We start from the raw sequence: 15,486 nt of genomic DNA, 5'->3' as shown, positions 1-15,486 counted from the left end.
GGTGCCGCGCCCAGTTCTATAGACAAGAGTATCGATGATGGTCAATATAAAACATCACCAATATTGCGCTTGGTAATATCCATTCAAATATCCAATATCTAATATATAGATATTTGAATTGCCGAGCCCCATTTAGATGGAGAATGTGATGATTTCGGATGCAATACCCGTTATAGACATTGCCGCTCTCCGTTCGGGGAATGCTGAGGGCACAAAGCGCATAGCGCGCGAGATTGGTGATGCCTGCCGCGATATCGGCTTCTTTTATGTTCGCGGGCACGGGATAAGCAGAGAGCGAATAGATAATGTTTTCAAAAGCGCGACGGAGTTCTTTGCGTTGCCGTTAGAGGAAAAGATGAAGTTGTCTATGGAGCGGCGGAGCCGGTGTTTTCGGGGCTACGCCCCCGTGCTTTCGGAGCTTGCGGATGGGAAGCGCAATTCGTACGAGCTCATGGAATTCAGCGTCGATTTTGACGATTCTCATCCGGATGTTCTGGCCGGCAAGCCGATGCATGGTCCAAATCTATGGCCCGACATTCCTGGATATAGAGCGGCAATATCAACCTATGTAGCAGACATGATTGAACTCGGATTCGATCTTATGCGCGCCATGGCTATAAGCCTGTCGCTTCCGGACGACTATTTTTACCAGGCATTTCATGGTCGCTCCTTCTGGCAATTTCGCACGACGAACTATCCGGAGCCGGAGCAATTGCGCCGGCTCGCGGAGCAGAATCCACAGACGGGGCCAATCGCTGCAATCGAGCGTGGCGACTATAACTGCGGTGCGCATACGGACTACGGTTGCCTGACGATACTCCTGGCCAATAGTCCAGGCTTGCAGGTGTGCGACCGGCGGGGAAACTGGTTTGATGCGCCGACGATTCCGAATGCCTACGTCTGTAATATCGGCGACATGTTGCAGTACTGGACAAGCAATCTCTACGTCGCGACGCGGCACCGTGTCCTTACAGATCGCGCCCGGGTATCGCTCCCATTTTTCTTTCAACCCGATTTCGACACGATCATCGTTCCGGTTCGAGGCGACCACGGTTCTCAAGACGAGACCCAAGAACCGCTTAAGTACGGGCCCTATGCCTTCGATAAATACAAGGGCATCTACCCCAATTGTCAGATTCGCTGAGGCCATTATTTGAAAACAGACGCGTCTTCTTTTGCTGCTAGGTGTCCTGATGACGGCAAAAAGGTCGAATTATGCGCCTGCAAAAATTCCCAGGTTCGGGCTCCACAAGACGAATATCTTCTCGCTCGTCGGTGCCGGTGCGTTGCTGGCGCTTCTCTACGCTTCGCCATTGACTCTCCCAAATGTAGTGTCGGTAGGCATCGCGATGGGCTTGTGGGTGTGGTTGCTGCCCGCATATGTGAAGCAGACTGTTGTGTGGGAAGACGAGATTAATCTGCAACTGGGCCTCGTCACGCCTGCGCGGGTACTCAGACTCCTTTATTATTGCCCATTCAACCTACTGGCTTTCGTCGCCACATACACGCCGCAGCAGACCACGCAATTCGCGGCGTTTATGATTTTGCTGACGACGGCTTGGGCCGGGATTCAGACCTTGATGACGGTTGCTGCTTATCGAGGTTACGGCGAGCGGATCAGTAACGCCATTCTCGGGTGCTCAATGGGCCTCTGGGTCACCGTGGGTGCATGTCTGTCCTCCCAGATCGCCATAGTGATAAGCATAGCAGCAGCGGCGATTTATATAAGTCATTTGATGACGAGCGCGCTCTCGGATCTTCGAGCGCGATGGTACCCCAAAGGGGGCATCGGAATATTCGTTGGCTCGTTCAATCCGATTCATAAAACGCATCTGCATATACTAAAGGCCGCGATCGAGGCGAGAAAACTTGAACGCGTCTACGTCCATGCGACGACGATTCCAAAGCTCCATCGGACAGCGATCGATCGAGGTGAGCTCAAGGTATCGATGCAAGATGGGATGCGAACATACGCGTGCACCCCGCTTTCTGATCCTGGGAAAAACTACTTTCCAACCGGCAATCAGTTTTACGAATACGAGATCCGACGAGAGCTGTTGCGGGCGGCGATCGCCGACGCCAACCTATCCGATCATGTGGAGGTATTAGATTTACCGCAACTTTACGAAGCACGAGGATTTTTCGGGATTATAGGTTTCATCCGGCGCATGCATCCCACCGGGATTGTTCATGGCATACACGGGTCTGACCCCGGAGGAATGTGGGTGCGCAACATATTTGACGAGTGCGGCCGAATTTGCCCGTTCCCCGTTATTCGAACGGATCAAATCTCCGCAACTGCAATTCGAAAAGGCGCAACGGGACTGACCTCCAAAACGGTCGAAGCATTCCTCGATGCATCACGTTCAGGCGACGTGTTTGTGTTCCCATCAGGGCTAATTTGTGTATCAGGAAGATTGCTGTCGCCGGGAGAGTTTTTGCAAGCGCCCCCGTCGCAAATATCGGCCGCGCAAGGTTGCGGACCACGGGCATAAAATGTTAGGTTAACCATATAGAAACAATAAATTTATGCTCAAGGGGATAATTGTTGTGGATATACGCGTGGATAAAATCGTCGCAAAACCGTTATATATGCAAGTTCATGAAATACTCTTGGGCCGGATTGCGGAGCGGGAATGGGTTCCTGGTTCTCAACTGCCGAATGAGGCGGAAATTGCCGACGAATTGGGTGTGAGTATTGGTACGGCGCGGAGAGCATTTGAGCTCCTTGACGAGAAAGGAGTAATTGTTCGCCGAAAGGGGATAGGTACCTTTCTGAAAAACGTAGATGACATCTACGACAAGTATGAGCGGATTCACTACGCGGACGGCCGCCGCGCTCAATTCGATATTAAGCAGTGCACTGTGGATCGACGCGATGCATCGGCGGAAGAACAACGCAAATTGGGGATGCAGGCGAACAACGAGATTTTTTGCGCCAAGAGACTTTGTGAGGATGATACGGGCGTTCCAGTCAAATTTGAGATCTCTATAACTCCCAGTCATGCATTCCCTCAAGACTTAGACGACGACAAGCTCCGTTTGATGACGACGATCGAGCTTGCGCATTTCTGTGGTCTTGCTTTGGGGCAGATGAGCGAAACTGTCAAAATTGTTAAGCCACCCCGCGAATCGGCGCGCGCACTTGGCGTAAAGCCCAGTGACCGCGTTATGTGTCTTGATCGGCTGCTCCTTCGTCTCGATGGAGCGCCGCTGGAATGGCGAGTTGCGTGGTGCGCAATGAGAGAAGATTTGCTGTATTGCGCGTCCGAAGGCGCCTGAGCGGATTTTCAAACACTTCTCTAAAAATGTTTTCCGATTCGCATGAAGAGCGCATCGACGCGTTGGCGCTCTTCGTGCTGCATGGGAAAGAGGTAGGCGGCGCCGACGTAGATCGCAGCGTTTACGGCCAACGCAATTACCCCCGACGTCAGACCATAGGCCCAGTGGAGTGACTTTGGGGAAAGAAACTCAAGCAGGAGCACAACCAAAAAGCCGGCGACCATACCGGCAATCGCGCCTTGCTTGGTTCCACGCCTCCAGAAGATTCCTAGGAACTGCGGGACTGCAAGTTGGACGACGCCTTGGTAGGCAAGAATTGCGATCGACACCAGAGCCGGAAGTTCTAGGCACGAAAGCCAAGCGGCCAACAACGTTAGAAGAGCCATGCCAAGTTTTGCCACAAGGATAAGCTGGCTCTGACTCATGCTCAGATAGTTACCGGCGAGATCATTGGCGAGCTGCGTGCCGGTCGCTTGGATGTGACCGTCGATATTTCCCATTGACGCCGCGAGAACGACGACACCGGCCAGACCAAGCAGCCACAGGCCGCCGGCTTCCTGGCTGACGATGAACCAAACATCGCTCGGGTGCGCGCTCACCGACGGTATTTTCGATCCGAGCATGGCGAAGATTAGGAGGGAGGACGCAAAGAGAAGTGAAATCGGAACGGCTATCGCGGCCGACTTCTTCAGGCTGTGCACGCCGTCGGCGGTAAAGAGGCGAACGAAGATGGCCGGCCAGCACCAACCGCCAATGCTGCCGGTCAAGATCAGGCTGAAGAGATAGAGCCCACCTTCTTCGGAACCAAGACCGGGCAGCATCAGCATGCCAGGATCGAGCGATGCGAAGGTTATGCCTCTGTCCAGCACCAGCCACGCGATAAGCCCGACAAGGAGAATCGTCCCCGCCCCATACGCCACCACGCCCTGGAAGAAATCCGAAATGACAACGCCGCGCATGCCAAGCCGGATCGTCCAAATCTGTCTCAAGGTAATGACGCCGATGCCGACGAGGACTGCCGAGGAAAGCGACAAGGTGCCAAGCGATAAATAGTGAAAAAGCACTCCGAGCGAGAGCATCCCCAGAACGAGCCACGGAAATCCGGACACAATTCCAATTACAGCCGCGATCGTGCGGATGTGACGGGAATTATAACGGAGTGCAAAGAGATCCGCCTGCGTACGCAGATCGAACACCTTACCCCAAACCCAAACAGGCTTGGCTATAAGGTACATCAGGACCACGGTGAGCAAGCTGTATGATAGGAGGTAGAACGAAATGATCCCAGACGATGCGGCCATGCCGCCGAACGCAGTAAATATTGCGCCGGGGTACCAAGTATTCAGGAACGACATTGCCTGGTAGCGGGCATCGAATGAACGATTGCCTACGGCATAGTTGGCAAAGGTCTTGTCGCCCATCTGGCTAAAGTGGAGGATGGTGACAATCACCAGAAAGAAAATGGTGACAGCGCCAAACGTTATGATCATAGGACGCGGCCGGTCGCGGGTGCTTCAGCGAAGTATGCCGCAATGATGCTGGCGCAGATGATCGAGCCAACGAGAAGAAAGTAGATCAGCCCATTCGGGATGCCGGTGATGAATGCGGCTGGTTCGGCAAAAAGCCAATACACGGGTGGCGCCATCGCGACGACTGCATCGACGATGAACCACAGCCGGATCCACGAAGGCAATTTGGAATCCTGATAGCCTGGGCTTTCCTGCTCCCCCTCTTCCATGCGCCGCAAATACTCCTTGAACCTAATCTGGCATTGTCTGTTGCTGCCACACGGTGATTTGAGCGACAGGGAAAAAGGTGCAGAAAGTTCAGAGGTAGAGCTGGAAGCTATGGGGGACCCAGCGATAACCGCTGGACGGCAGCCGCTCTAGGTAGCCGATCGACGGAAACGGCATGTGATAACCAATGACACACAATCGGTCAGTGACGACCATGTCGAATACGCGCTTGCGTGTCGCGGCTGCCATTTCTTGATCTGTATCGAACACGCAAAGCCAATCCGGCCGGGCCAATGACGCTACGTGATGGTGCGCACAGTCGCCCCAAAACAGGATCTGGTGCCCTTCGCTTTCAATCAAGAACATGAGATGGCCGGGGGTGTGTCCATAGGCTTCGATGGCGTGGATCCCTGGCACAACATCATCGCCGGGCTTCAGGAAGCTAATTTTCTCGGCGACGGGTTTTGAGTTGGCGCGGTAAACCTCGGCGAACTTCTCCAGACCACCAGAGAGCTTGCCCTCCGGTGTCCAAAAATCATGTTCGACTTGGGAGATGACGTACCGCGCATTGGGGAATAGCGGCGCGCCGTTCTCGATGACACCGCCGATATGATCGGGGTGGCCGTGGCTGAGGACAACAATGTCGATTTCCTCCGGCTTGAAGCCGGCGGGTCCCAATTGCGCGGCGAGCCAGCCACCTTGCGGTCTTGGAACGAAGCCGTTGGAGCCGTTGCCCGTGTCAAACAGGATGATCTCGTTCCCGGTGTTGATGATGGTCGGTGAGAAGCCGGGCTGATACCGGGTTTCCGGAAGAAAATTGTCCCGCATCAACTGCCGAACCTCTTGTTCACTGCCGTTGCGACCGATGAGCGGGTAAGGGCCGTCGATGAATGCTTCAGAATCCTCAATCGTTGTCAGTTCGAAGGCGCCAAATTTCACACGCCATGACTTCTGTTGGAAGGGTCCAAGTTTGGAAGCTTTCGCGCTTGCGGGTGGAGATCTTCCCAAAAATTGCGACGCCGCCGCAGCGGATCCGGCGGCTAGAATGTGGCGACGGCTTGGTGCACTATTCATCGACGTCATGTGAACTCCAAGAATTCAGACAACGTTGGGAAGTTAGCATTTAGTTGGGAGCTCGCGCTTGTACGATCCCGCTGCCTCCGCCAAAACTCTCAAGCCCATTTGGAATGTCGACGAGGGCTGGGCCTTGTTTGCAGGCCCGCTCTCTTTCAATGCCGCGCACCAACATAGTGTGCCGGTTTATATCGCCGGGCTCTATGAACCATTTCGTTTGCGTATCGAGAACAGGCCCTGGAGCATCTGTCGTGCTGCAGTCATTCCGGCGGGCATGACGTATGCCCTCGATATCGGGGGAAATCCTCTCGCAGTACTTTACCTTGAGCCGAGCATGGCCGGGGTCGATGCATTGCGACCGCTGATCAGAAGCGCGGACGACGTTGCGGGTTGCTCCGTCGGCAAAGGAAACGGGACGCCGCTGCTGCGCGAACTCTATGAAGATAAGTCGGCAATGTCTTGGGCAAGCGAGGCGATGGACAGTTTGATCTCGTTCGCGAAACCGCGAGCCGTTCGCGAGTTCGATGCGCGTATCACCCGCGTTATCCAAAGGGTTAGCCGCAGGTACGATGATCCGAGGCCAATTGACGATATTGCGCGCAGCGTTGGATTGTCGACGTCACGATTCCAGCACGTGTTCGCTCGCGAGGTCGGGGTATCTTATCAGCGCTATCGTTGCTGGCACCGACTGCGCGCCGCTATACGGGAAGTCTCAAAAGGCGCCAACTTGACGTCCGCCGCCCAGGCGACGGGCTTCTACGATCAAGCGCATTTCGCGCATCACTTTCGCAAGGCCTTCGGAGCGCCTGCATCGCCGACGCTCCTGCAACTACGAAAGTAGGCACCGAACACCTGCAGTTTGGAAATGTCCTGGATCGCGATGTCGGGCGACATAAAGCGGCCGAGCTCGGGATCGTGGACGCGGCCATTCATATGGATGAGGATCCTCCAGCGCAATGTTGCCGCAATCTCGGGGCCGTAGAGGGGAATTCAAGCATACGGCAGCGGAAGGTCGGTTCATGCGTGTCCTACTTGTGGAGGACGAACAAGAAATGGCGGTGGCTCTTCGGGCCGCGCTGAAGAAATACGACATTGTGGTCGACCACGTGCCGACGCTTGCCGAGGCGGAGGAAGCTGTCGCGGGAAACGTCCCTGTGGCCATACTGCTCGATCGTCAACTGCCGGACGGCGATGGATTGAAACTCATCCCGAAGCTTCGCGCCAAAGAAGCCGGCATTCCAATTATCGTCTTGACCGCGCGCGGGGATCTACCCGACCGGGTCGCGGGTCTTGATAGTGGAGCTGACGATTACATCGCCAAGCCATTCGCCGTTGAAGAATTGCTCGCGCGGTTACGCGCAGTACTTCGCCGACCTACGTCCTTGGCGTCAAACCTCGTGCGGGTCGGCCGCCTTTCGTTCGACTTCAGCCATCGCGAAGCCTGCATCGACGGAATACCCCTGGACCTACCGAGACGCGAGCTTCTTGTGCTGGAGGCCCTGTTGCGGCGCGCTGGACGTACCGTTCAGCGATCGTCGCTCGAGGAGGCCGTATACGGCATCGACGACGAGATCCAATCGAACGCTCTGGACACTCACGTGTCGCGTCTTCGCCGCAAGCTTGCCGATGTCGACGCTTGCATCGAGATCCATAGCATCCGAGGTGTCGGGTATCTCCTGAAGCCCGCGCCGTGATCAAACCCCGCCTGATATCTCTTAAATGGCGCCTGGTGAGACAATTGGTGTTTCTACAGGCGGCCATGGTGACTCTGTTCGTCCTGTTGGCCGTAAGCGTGCTATGGGTGACCGGGGCGTTCGTTTCCCTCGAGTCCGAGGACGACGTCATAAGCGCTGTGCAAGAGGCGGTGGTGAGTGATCCGGAGGGTGCACTAGCGCTGCGCGCTACGTCAGCCATGAGGACGCTGCGGTCGGATATTCCCGATATTTGGTTCATTGTGAGGGACAAGAAAGGGCGCCGCTTAACGGAAGGTGTGGTACCCCCCGAATACGCTCGGATCGGAGCCGCGCTCGACGACATCGGCCAGGCCAGGCTCGGGTGGAATATGGGAGACCCTGCGCGGCCGACGGCGCGCGTCAAATGGGTCGACTCGACCGAGGGCAAAATCCAGATCGTAACCGGTCCGGGCGGAACCGTGCCGCTCCGCCAGGTCATCGTTGCCACATCTATGCTATTTCTGACCTGGGTTCTCCCGGGCCTCGTGGTCACGACTTTGGCGACCTTATTTGCGACGCCCGTCGTCGTCCGTCGAGCATTGGCCGGCTTAGGCAAGGTTGCGGCCGAAGCTGAGAGGATCGACATCGGGAAGCGAGGAACTCGACTGACCATCGAGACTGTCCCCGCCGAAGTGGGTCCTTTGGTGAAGGCCGTCAATGATGCGCTCGGGCGCCTCGATGAGGGCTACGAACGTCATAAGCGCTTTCTCGGGGACGCGGCACACGAGCTTCGTACGCCAATCGCAATTCTGCAGACGAGATTGGAATCGCTCCCGCAAGGGGCCGACAAGATCCGCCTCCTGGAGGACGTCGCACGTTTGTCGATCCTCGCAGAACAACTCCTCGATATTCAACGATTGGATCAGCATTCCTGCGAGTTCGTTTCCATCGATCTTGTCGCGCTTGGGCGGCGCGTTGCTGCCGATCTCGCTCCGCTGGCCATCGCGGCCGGCTATGAGATGTCGTTCGAGCCGGAGGTCGAGCATGCCATCGTTATGGGAGATCCAGTGTCACTCGAGCGCGCATTGACGAATCTCGTGCAGAACGCGATCCAGCATGGCGGCCGGCGCGGTATGATCACCATCCGCGTCGAAAGTCCCAGCACATTCGCCGTCATGGACGAAGGGCCAGGAATTCCGATCGAACATCGTGAACGGATCTTCGAACCGTTCAATCGAGTGCAACAGCTCGATCGAGGGGCAGGGCTAGGTCTCAATCTCGTGCAGGAGATCGTGCGGCGGCACAACGGCCACGTAGCAGTTGTCGACCGGACAGGCGGAGGCGCGTATTTCAGAATGAGCTTGTCCGCGTAGACGCCCAGCGAACGATGAAAGCAAAGCCAAAATGGCTATGCAGACAGACCCCACGAGCCTCAGTCAATCCCAAAGAGCGGCTAGCCCTTTTTCATGGCCTCGAACGCTTCGAGGTTCTGCATCGGAAATCGGCATGAGTGATGCGGTCGAGAGCCGGCACGATATTCCCGGCTAAGCCTCGGCAGATCGGCCGATCGGCCTAGAGATTGCTTGCAACACAGGGCAACGCATCAGGCATTTGGGAACTTAAGGGTTCGGCCCCCGGGAAACAGTCCCATTTTACTTTCCTCATCAGCGAGTGAAAGTCCGCGCACGTCTTAAATTCATCGACGCAACAACGAAGCCGCTTGGGGGGATGTATGATACGAAGTATCGTAGCGGGGCTTGCAGTGATCGGCTCTTTCGCCGCGCCTGCCTTTGCCGACGAACTTGGCTCCATCACAAGTTGGGAAGGGTTCTACGCTGGCGGAAACGTCGGATACGGCTGGTCTCGTGACGACCGTGAGAAGACCACGGGCAACGACTTCGTCACTGAAGCTAACATCGCGGCCGGGACCATTCCATCATCCAGGAAGCTCGAACGTGACGGTGTGACTGCCGGTGGTCAGTTGGGATACAACTGGGTCTTCCCTTCGACGAGTGGCGTTAATCTAGTTGCCGGTGTGGAAGCGGATATCGCATATACGGATAGCTCGGTTTCCAACCAGGGTAGCTTTTTCCATAACGTCCAAGGCGCGTACAAGCAGGAACTTGACTACCTCGGGACCGTTCGCGGTCGCCTCGGTTTCGCTTCGAACAATATCCTTGTTTACGGTACGGGCGGCCTCGCTTACGGCAAAACGGGCTATTCCCATGACGTGTTGAGCAATCAGACGCCGCCGCAAACGATCTGGGGTGGGTCTCAGAACGGCATGCAAACCGGCTGGGCCGCTGGCGCTGGCGTTGAATACGCGCTGTGCTCTCATTGGACATGGCGCGGAGAATGGCTGCATTATGATCTCGGTACGAAGTCGGTTGATCTCGAAGGAGGGCTCGCAAAGCCATTCTCACTCACCGACAAATATTCGACCGCGGGAGACCTTCTTCGCACTGGTTTGAATTATCGTTTCTGACGCGTGTTTGGACAGAACCCGTCCCGTCCGACGGCCCTTCGCGTTCGTGGTGGCGCGAGGGGCTGCTCTTGGCTTCTTGGCTCCAGTTTGTAGAACGCATAGAGCCATTTCGGAGCAATCACGCTCGCAAAGTGAATGGCCGCGAACGCTAGTGCGTTAGATCTCCGATCAATTTTAGCTCGTGTGGCCGAACGACAATTAACTGGTCCGGATATTCTTCGCGCGCCGCTTGCTCTCTCTCCAAGCGCCAATTGCGGCCGGCTATGAAATGTCGTTCGAGCCGGAGGGCGAGCCATGCCACTGCACAGCTCGATCGAGGGGCAGGGCTAGGTCTCAATCTCGTGCAGGAGATCGTGCGGCCGCACAACGGCCACGCAGCAGTTGTCGATCGGACGGGTGGAGGCGCGTTTCAGGATGAGCTTGTCCGCGTAGACGCCAGCGAACGATGAAAGCAAGGCCGTAGCGTCTCCGTACGACGATCGCTCGGATCCACAGCGACCGTCGTAATGTGCGGTCGTAAGTTGACTGTTCGACAAATTCAAAAGTTTTTTTCCCGATAGCCGTTCGTAATGTTCACGCAATTTCGGCCCGCAACATTGCGCGGGTGCCGATGATTATCGGCAACTGAAAATTTCTAGAATGAGAGTCGCAGCATGTCTTTCCAGTGCGCAGTCCCGACCCGGTCCCGACGAGACGATGCCGGGCTTCGGAACCACGTAATGCCGTTGCGATGCACCTGCCTTCTGGTTCTAGGCATCTCTTTCGCGTCAAGGCATGTCCAAATCTTGGGGGATCGGCATGTGGGCGTCTGACAGGCTGTCGTTCTTTCGCTCTTGGACCGCCAATCCAGGTCGCATAGGTGCAATCGCCCCCTCGGGAGCGGCGCTGGCCGCCCTCATGACCAGTGAAATCACGGCTGCGTCCGCCCCTGTGATCGAACTCGGACCCGGCACCGGCGTCTTCACTTCCAGTCTGGTGGAGCGCGGCGTGAAGGAACAAGATCTAATACTCATCGAGTCTTGCCCAGACTTTGCAAGGCTCTTGCAACTGCGTTTCCCGAAGGCACAGGTGCTTTGTATGGATGCGTCGCAACTTGCGAATAGCGGCTTCTTTGAGAACGCATCTATCGGCGCAGTCGTCAGCGGTCTGCCACTTCTCAACCTCTCCCGGAAGAAGATTATCACCATTCTCACTGGAGCATTCGGCTACCTCCGCCCGGGGGGTGCGTTCTATCAGTTTACCTATGGCCCACGCTGTCCCGTGCCGAGGCGGATTCTTGACCGATTGGATCTGAAGGCATCGGTGATCGGACGGACCCTTCTCAACGTTCCGCCAGCGGCCGTCTACCGTATCACCAGGCGCAAGCCGTTGAGCCGCGCTTCCGCCTGATGCCCCCGATTGAAGTGCCCGGAGTGGTCGCTGCGCTGCTGACCTTGGGTCTCGTTGGGATCGCACTTCTCGCGATCGTCGAGAAGCTGATTCCGATCGTCCCTTCGCATGTCGTGTTTCTCTTTCTCGGTATGTCGGCGGTATCGGACGGCGAAGATCTCCTACTGACGATCTTAGCGGCCACCGGCGGATCCACGATCGGCGCGCTTTGCTGGTACGCGCTCGGCCGGACCCTAGGCGCAAAGCGGAGTGAAGCGCTTGTTATGCATTTCGGTCGATACGTTTTTCTCAGCCCTTCGCGCTATAAGCGACTGACCGACGCCTACCGGCACAATCATTTTCAGGTAACTCTGGTTGGCCAAGTCATACCCGGCGTGCGGCTCTATTTGCCTCTTCCAGCAGGTGTCCTCAGGCTACCGCCGTCCAGCTTTCTGGCCGCCACCCTGCTAGGCACCTTGATGTGGAACACGCCGCTGCTGGCTCTTGGCTATGCCCTGCAGGGCACGTGCCGCGATCCAGCTTCGGTCGGTCTCTTGATACTCGGGGGTCTTGTCACGGCGGAAGTTGCCATGTTTCTTGCTCTGCAGTTCGGCGCCCGCCGTACCTTCAACGCACCCGAAGACTCTGCTTAGGATCAAAACCGGATGATCACCTGGAAGCAGACACCGCGGAGTCAAGTCCTCTGACCGGGGCTCTGCAAATCTCGGTCAGTTAACGAAATCCTACTCCAGTATGCGCCGCAGTAAGGGCTCGTTAATCTCACGCTAATGTTTAATCGTTAGTAAGCGGATGATCTCAAATGGCGCGCAGGTTCGTGGCGCGCAGCCACCTGAAACGCTTGCAAACGGGATTGACGTAATGTTCACGATCGGCAAGGCGAACCGCGCGTCTAACGAGCTGGAGGCCAAGGTCGCCGCACTCGGGCGCTCCATGGGCGTGATCGAGTTCAATCTGGACGGCACGGTCATCACCGCCAACGAGAATTTTCTTGCCGCCGTCGGATACGGCCTCCCCGAGATCACCGGCAAGCACCACAGCATATTCGTCGACCCGGCCTACGCGAAATCCGCCGACTATCGCCAGTTCTGGGACCGGCTCAACCGTGGCGAATTCGTCGCCGATAAATTCCGCCGCATCTCCAAAAGCGGCAAGGACGTCTGGATCCAGGCGTCCTATAACCCCCTGCTCGATGCCAAGGGCAAGCCGTTCAAGGTCATCAAATTCGCGACGGATGTCACCGCCGTTGAAACGCAGACGCGGGAACTGGAAGCGAAGATGGCCGCCATCAGCCGCTCGCAGGCTGTCATCGAATTCAATCTCGACGGCACGGTCATCACTGCCAACGAAAACTTCCTTGCGGTCGTCGGGTACCGACTGGCCGAAGTGGTGGGCAAACACCACAGCATCTTCGTCGATCCGGCCTACGCGAAATCCGCCGACTATCGCCAATTCTGGGACCGGCTCAACCGTGGCGAATTCGTCGCCGACAAGTTCCGCCGCATCTCCAAAAGCGGCAAGGACGTCTGGATCCAGGCGTCCTACAACCCCCTGCTCGATGCCAACGGCAAGCCGTTCAAGGTCATCAAATTCGCGACGGATGTCACCGCCATCGAGGACGAGCGCCGCCATGCCGAAGAAGAGCGGGCACACAAGTCGGTGCAGCAAACCCTGGTGGTCGATTCCCTCGGCAGCGGGCTGCGGCAGTTGTCGGAAGGTAACCTCACGTTCCGCGTCACCGAGTCGTTCTCAAAGGAATACGAGCAGCTCAGAGCTGATTTCAACGCGGCGATGAGCAAAATGCAGGAGACGCTCAAGGGCATCGTCCAGAACGCCGATGCCGTGCGCGCCGGGGCTGCGGAGATCGCGGGCGCATCCGACGATCTATCGAAACGCACCGAGCAGCAGGCGGCCTCGCTGGAAGAAACGACCGCGGCCCTCAATGAAATCACGAGCACGGTCAAGAAGACGGCGGACGGCTCGAGGAAGGCCAGCGACACGGTCGGGACGGCGCGCGGCGAAGCCGAGCACAGCGGCCAAATCGTTCAGCAGGCCATTGACGCGATGCGCCAGATTGAAGACTCCGCGCGCAAGGTCTCCCAGATCATCGGCGTGATCGACGAGATTGCCTTCCAGACCAACCTGCTCGCCTTGAATGCGGGCGTGGAGGCGGCGCGGGCGGGGGACGCGGGGCGCGGTTTTGCTGTGGTCGCGAGCGAGGTCCGCGCATTGGCTCAACGCTCAGCGGAAGCGGCGAAGGAGATCAAAGCGCTCATCTTGACCAGTTCCCAGCAGGTCGAAAGCGGCGCCAAGCTCGTCGGAGAGACCGGCAATGCGCTGGGCCGCATCGTCGGGCGGGTCAACGAGATCAGCACTCTCGTGAACAGCATCGCGGCGGGGGCCGAGCAGCAGGCCACCGGCCTCAGCCAGATCAATACGGCTATCATGCAGATGGACCAGGGCACCCAGCAGAATGCCGCGATGGTGGAGGAGAGCACCGCCGCCGTGCACGCGCTCTCGAAAGAAGCCGATGCCATGGCCAACTTGATGGCGGGGTTCAGCATCGGCGCATCGGATGGCGACTCGCTGCGGAGCCAACTGGAGCACGCGGCGCCGCACGCATTCCGCCAACGCGGTCACGCGCCCGCCGCCGGTTCCAGACCACACCTCGCCTCATCACAGAAGCATGCGACCCCGCGACCGGGCGTCGAACGTCCGCGTAAGACGGTTGCTGGCGGCGGCGCAAACGACGGTTGGGAGGAGTTTTGAACGATCTCGTCCCTCAGCAAACCCGAGGCATCGACCCCTACTGAACGAAAAGGACGTTTGCCCTGTCATGCTAGATAGCAACAAACAACGCGAATTCATTGCATTTCGCCTTGGGCAGCAGGAATTCTGCGTCGACGTCATCAAGGTTCGGGAAATCCGCGGCTGGACGCCGGCGACGCCCGTGCCGCATTCCCCGCGCGCGATGCTCGGCGTGATCAACCTGCGTGGATTGGTTCTGCCGATCATCGATCTCGCTACCCGCCTCGGCTTCCCGCCTTCGGTACCAACCCAGCGGCACGCGATCATCGTTGTCGAGTTCGGCGAGCAGGTGATCGGCTTTCTCGTCGATGCCGTGTCGGAGATCTTCAGCGTCTCCGACGATCAGATTCAGCACACGCCGGACATTGCCTGCGATGAGGCGAAGAAACTTGTCCAAGGCGTCATATCGGCGGAGGGGCGCATGATCAGCATCGTGTCCCTGGACGAAATCTGTGATACGCGATCTTTGGTGGCCGCCTAAGGCCACAACTCACTGCCACAAGGCAGCAGCCGAGCTCATCGCGGATCGGCTAACGCGCGCCTATCGTCGCAAAATTAAGCGCTTGATCATCACGCTGCCGCCGCGAAATCTCAAATCTATCTCGGCATGCTGTCAATCTGATCGTCATCGCGGCCGATTGGAAAGGCCAGCAGCTCATTTCGGAAGTAATCAAGCCATCGCGCATTGCGCGGAATGAATACGGATCGTTGGATTTACGCCTTGACCGGTGGCGATGAGCCGGGCGTTGCGAAACGCCTGGGTGCCGGCTCCGGAAGCGATCTTGCCGCCAACATTCGATCCTCCCTACGCTCCGCTGCGACCAGCCCAGATGCTGGCCGATGACAGCCGGGTTCGAGCTTAGTGGTTGGTCGCCGCACGAAAAGTTTTTGGTGTTCAGGTAATGTGATCGATCCGTATAGTGATTGTTTTTGCTCCGATGCGGGAGTAACATCCGCTAAGAGAGGGTTTCTTCTCGAAGATCGACTAGACCGAGACGAGCATTGGTTCGTCGCCTGCTATTTCTTCATAGGAACCCATAAC

Annotated in this window: 15 protein-coding genes; 11 read left to right on the top strand and 4 right to left on the bottom strand. The window is 57.2% G+C overall.

Features of this window, described 5'->3' with window-relative positions:
- Window positions 1-148: 148 nt before the first annotated feature.
- The 3 genes from AB4Z24_RS22390 to AB4Z24_RS22380 all read left to right on the top strand — a co-directional run bounded on the left by AB4Z24_RS22390 (window position 149) and on the right by AB4Z24_RS22380 (window position 3,282).
- Window positions 149-1,144, top strand: a complete 996-nt coding sequence (locus tag AB4Z24_RS22390; RefSeq protein ID WP_441711846.1) for an isopenicillin N synthase family dioxygenase — start codon at window positions 149-151, stop codon at window positions 1,142-1,144.
- 49 nt (window positions 1,145-1,193) lie between these two features.
- Entirely contained in the window at window positions 1,194-2,495 is a 1,302-nt protein-coding gene (locus tag AB4Z24_RS22385) for a hypothetical protein (RefSeq protein WP_441711844.1), read from the top strand.
- Between the two features lie 67 nt (window positions 2,496-2,562).
- Entirely contained in the window at window positions 2,563-3,282 is a 720-nt protein-coding gene (locus AB4Z24_RS22380; RefSeq protein ID WP_441711842.1) for a GntR family transcriptional regulator, read from the top strand.
- Between the two features lie 20 nt (window positions 3,283-3,302).
- Here the strand turns inward: AB4Z24_RS22380 and AB4Z24_RS22375 are convergent, their stop codons facing one another.
- The 3 genes from AB4Z24_RS22375 to AB4Z24_RS22365 all read right to left on the bottom strand — a co-directional run bounded on the left by AB4Z24_RS22375 (window position 3,303) and on the right by AB4Z24_RS22365 (window position 6,101).
- Complete coding sequence (locus AB4Z24_RS22375; protein WP_441711840.1) at window positions 3,303-4,772, bottom strand: sodium:solute symporter family protein; 1,470 nt, start codon at window positions 4,770-4,772, stop codon at window positions 3,303-3,305.
- Window positions 4,769-5,020 (bottom strand): hypothetical protein, encoded by a 252-nt coding sequence (locus tag AB4Z24_RS22370; RefSeq protein ID WP_441711838.1) that lies wholly within the window; start codon window positions 5,018-5,020, stop codon window positions 4,769-4,771. Before AB4Z24_RS22370 ends, AB4Z24_RS22375 begins: the two co-directional genes overlap by 4 nt.
- An 88-nt stretch (window positions 5,021-5,108) precedes the next feature.
- Window positions 5,109-6,101, bottom strand: a complete 993-nt coding sequence (locus tag AB4Z24_RS22365) for an MBL fold metallo-hydrolase (RefSeq protein WP_441711836.1) — start codon at window positions 6,099-6,101, stop codon at window positions 5,109-5,111.
- Between the two features lie 58 nt (window positions 6,102-6,159).
- On the opposite strand from AB4Z24_RS22365, the gene AB4Z24_RS22360 reads away from it, so the two are divergent.
- The 4 genes from AB4Z24_RS22360 to AB4Z24_RS22345 all read left to right on the top strand — a co-directional run bounded on the left by AB4Z24_RS22360 (window position 6,160) and on the right by AB4Z24_RS22345 (window position 10,250).
- The gene (locus AB4Z24_RS22360; RefSeq protein WP_441711834.1) at window positions 6,160-6,933 is read left to right on the top strand and encodes a helix-turn-helix domain-containing protein; all 774 of its coding nucleotides are present in this window, start codon (window positions 6,160-6,162) and stop codon (window positions 6,931-6,933) included.
- A gap of 178 nt (window positions 6,934-7,111) precedes the next feature.
- Window positions 7,112-7,786, top strand: coding sequence for a response regulator transcription factor (locus tag AB4Z24_RS22355; RefSeq protein WP_441711832.1), 675 nt, complete (start codon window positions 7,112-7,114; stop codon window positions 7,784-7,786).
- Entirely contained in the window at window positions 7,783-9,138 is a 1,356-nt protein-coding gene (locus tag AB4Z24_RS22350; RefSeq protein ID WP_441711831.1) for a sensor histidine kinase, read from the top strand. Before AB4Z24_RS22355 ends, AB4Z24_RS22350 begins: the two co-directional genes overlap by 4 nt.
- 359 nt (window positions 9,139-9,497) lie before the next feature.
- Entirely contained in the window at window positions 9,498-10,250 is a 753-nt protein-coding gene (locus AB4Z24_RS22345) for an outer membrane protein (protein WP_441711829.1), read from the top strand.
- Window positions 10,251-10,576: 326 nt separating this feature from the next.
- On the opposite strand, the gene AB4Z24_RS22340 is transcribed toward AB4Z24_RS22345, so the two are convergent.
- A complete protein-coding gene (locus AB4Z24_RS22340) occupies window positions 10,577-10,705 on the bottom strand; it encodes a hypothetical protein (protein ID WP_441711827.1) in 129 nt (42 codons plus the stop codon).
- A 343-nt stretch (window positions 10,706-11,048) separates the two neighbouring features.
- Between AB4Z24_RS22340 and AB4Z24_RS22335 the strand changes: the two genes are divergently transcribed.
- From AB4Z24_RS22335 to AB4Z24_RS22320, 4 genes are all read left to right on the top strand, one after another.
- Window positions 11,049-11,639, top strand: a complete 591-nt coding sequence (locus AB4Z24_RS22335) for a class I SAM-dependent methyltransferase (RefSeq protein WP_441711825.1) — start codon at window positions 11,049-11,051, stop codon at window positions 11,637-11,639.
- Window positions 11,639-12,271, top strand: a complete 633-nt coding sequence (locus tag AB4Z24_RS22330; protein WP_441711823.1) for a DedA family protein — start codon at window positions 11,639-11,641, stop codon at window positions 12,269-12,271. The genes AB4Z24_RS22335 and AB4Z24_RS22330 overlap by 1 nt, the downstream gene beginning before the upstream one ends.
- A 226-nt stretch (window positions 12,272-12,497) precedes the next feature.
- Window positions 12,498-14,405: a methyl-accepting chemotaxis protein gene (locus tag AB4Z24_RS22325; protein WP_441711821.1), complete on the top strand. Its 1,908-nt coding sequence runs from the start codon at window positions 12,498-12,500 to the stop codon at window positions 14,403-14,405.
- A gap of 67 nt (window positions 14,406-14,472) precedes the next feature.
- Window positions 14,473-14,925, top strand: coding sequence for a chemotaxis protein CheW (locus tag AB4Z24_RS22320; RefSeq protein WP_441711819.1), 453 nt, complete (start codon window positions 14,473-14,475; stop codon window positions 14,923-14,925).
- The last annotated feature ends 561 nt before the right edge of the window (window positions 14,926-15,486 follow it).

This window comes from Hyphomicrobium sp. 2TAF46 (genome assembly GCF_052114865.1).
GTDB lineage: Bacteria > Pseudomonadota > Alphaproteobacteria > Rhizobiales > Hyphomicrobiaceae > Hyphomicrobium_B.
This window is presented reverse-complemented; position numbering and strand designations above follow the sequence as displayed.

Coding starts and splice junctions, on each gene's coding strand:
- AB4Z24_RS22335 (WP_441711825.1), top strand. CDS start 11,049: ATGTGGGCGTCTGACAGGCTGTCGTTCTTTCGCTCTTGGACCGCCAAT.
- AB4Z24_RS22390 (WP_441711846.1), top strand. CDS start 149: ATGATTTCGGATGCAATACCCGTTATAGACATTGCCGCTCTCCGTTCG.
- AB4Z24_RS22330 (WP_441711823.1), top strand. CDS start 11,639: ATGCCCCCGATTGAAGTGCCCGGAGTGGTCGCTGCGCTGCTGACCTTG.
- AB4Z24_RS22375 (WP_441711840.1), bottom strand. CDS start 4,772: ATGATCATAACGTTTGGCGCTGTCACCATTTTCTTTCTGGTGATTGTC.
- AB4Z24_RS22370 (WP_441711838.1), bottom strand. CDS start 5,020: ATGGAAGAGGGGGAGCAGGAAAGCCCAGGCTATCAGGATTCCAAATTG.
- AB4Z24_RS22325 (WP_441711821.1), top strand. CDS start 12,498: ATGTTCACGATCGGCAAGGCGAACCGCGCGTCTAACGAGCTGGAGGCC.
- AB4Z24_RS22385 (WP_441711844.1), top strand. CDS start 1,194: ATGACGGCAAAAAGGTCGAATTATGCGCCTGCAAAAATTCCCAGGTTC.
- AB4Z24_RS22320 (WP_441711819.1), top strand. CDS start 14,473: ATGCTAGATAGCAACAAACAACGCGAATTCATTGCATTTCGCCTTGGG.
- AB4Z24_RS22365 (WP_441711836.1), bottom strand. CDS start 6,101: ATGACGTCGATGAATAGTGCACCAAGCCGTCGCCACATTCTAGCCGCC.
- AB4Z24_RS22345 (WP_441711829.1), top strand. CDS start 9,498: ATGATACGAAGTATCGTAGCGGGGCTTGCAGTGATCGGCTCTTTCGCC.
- AB4Z24_RS22355 (WP_441711832.1), top strand. CDS start 7,112: ATGCGTGTCCTACTTGTGGAGGACGAACAAGAAATGGCGGTGGCTCTT.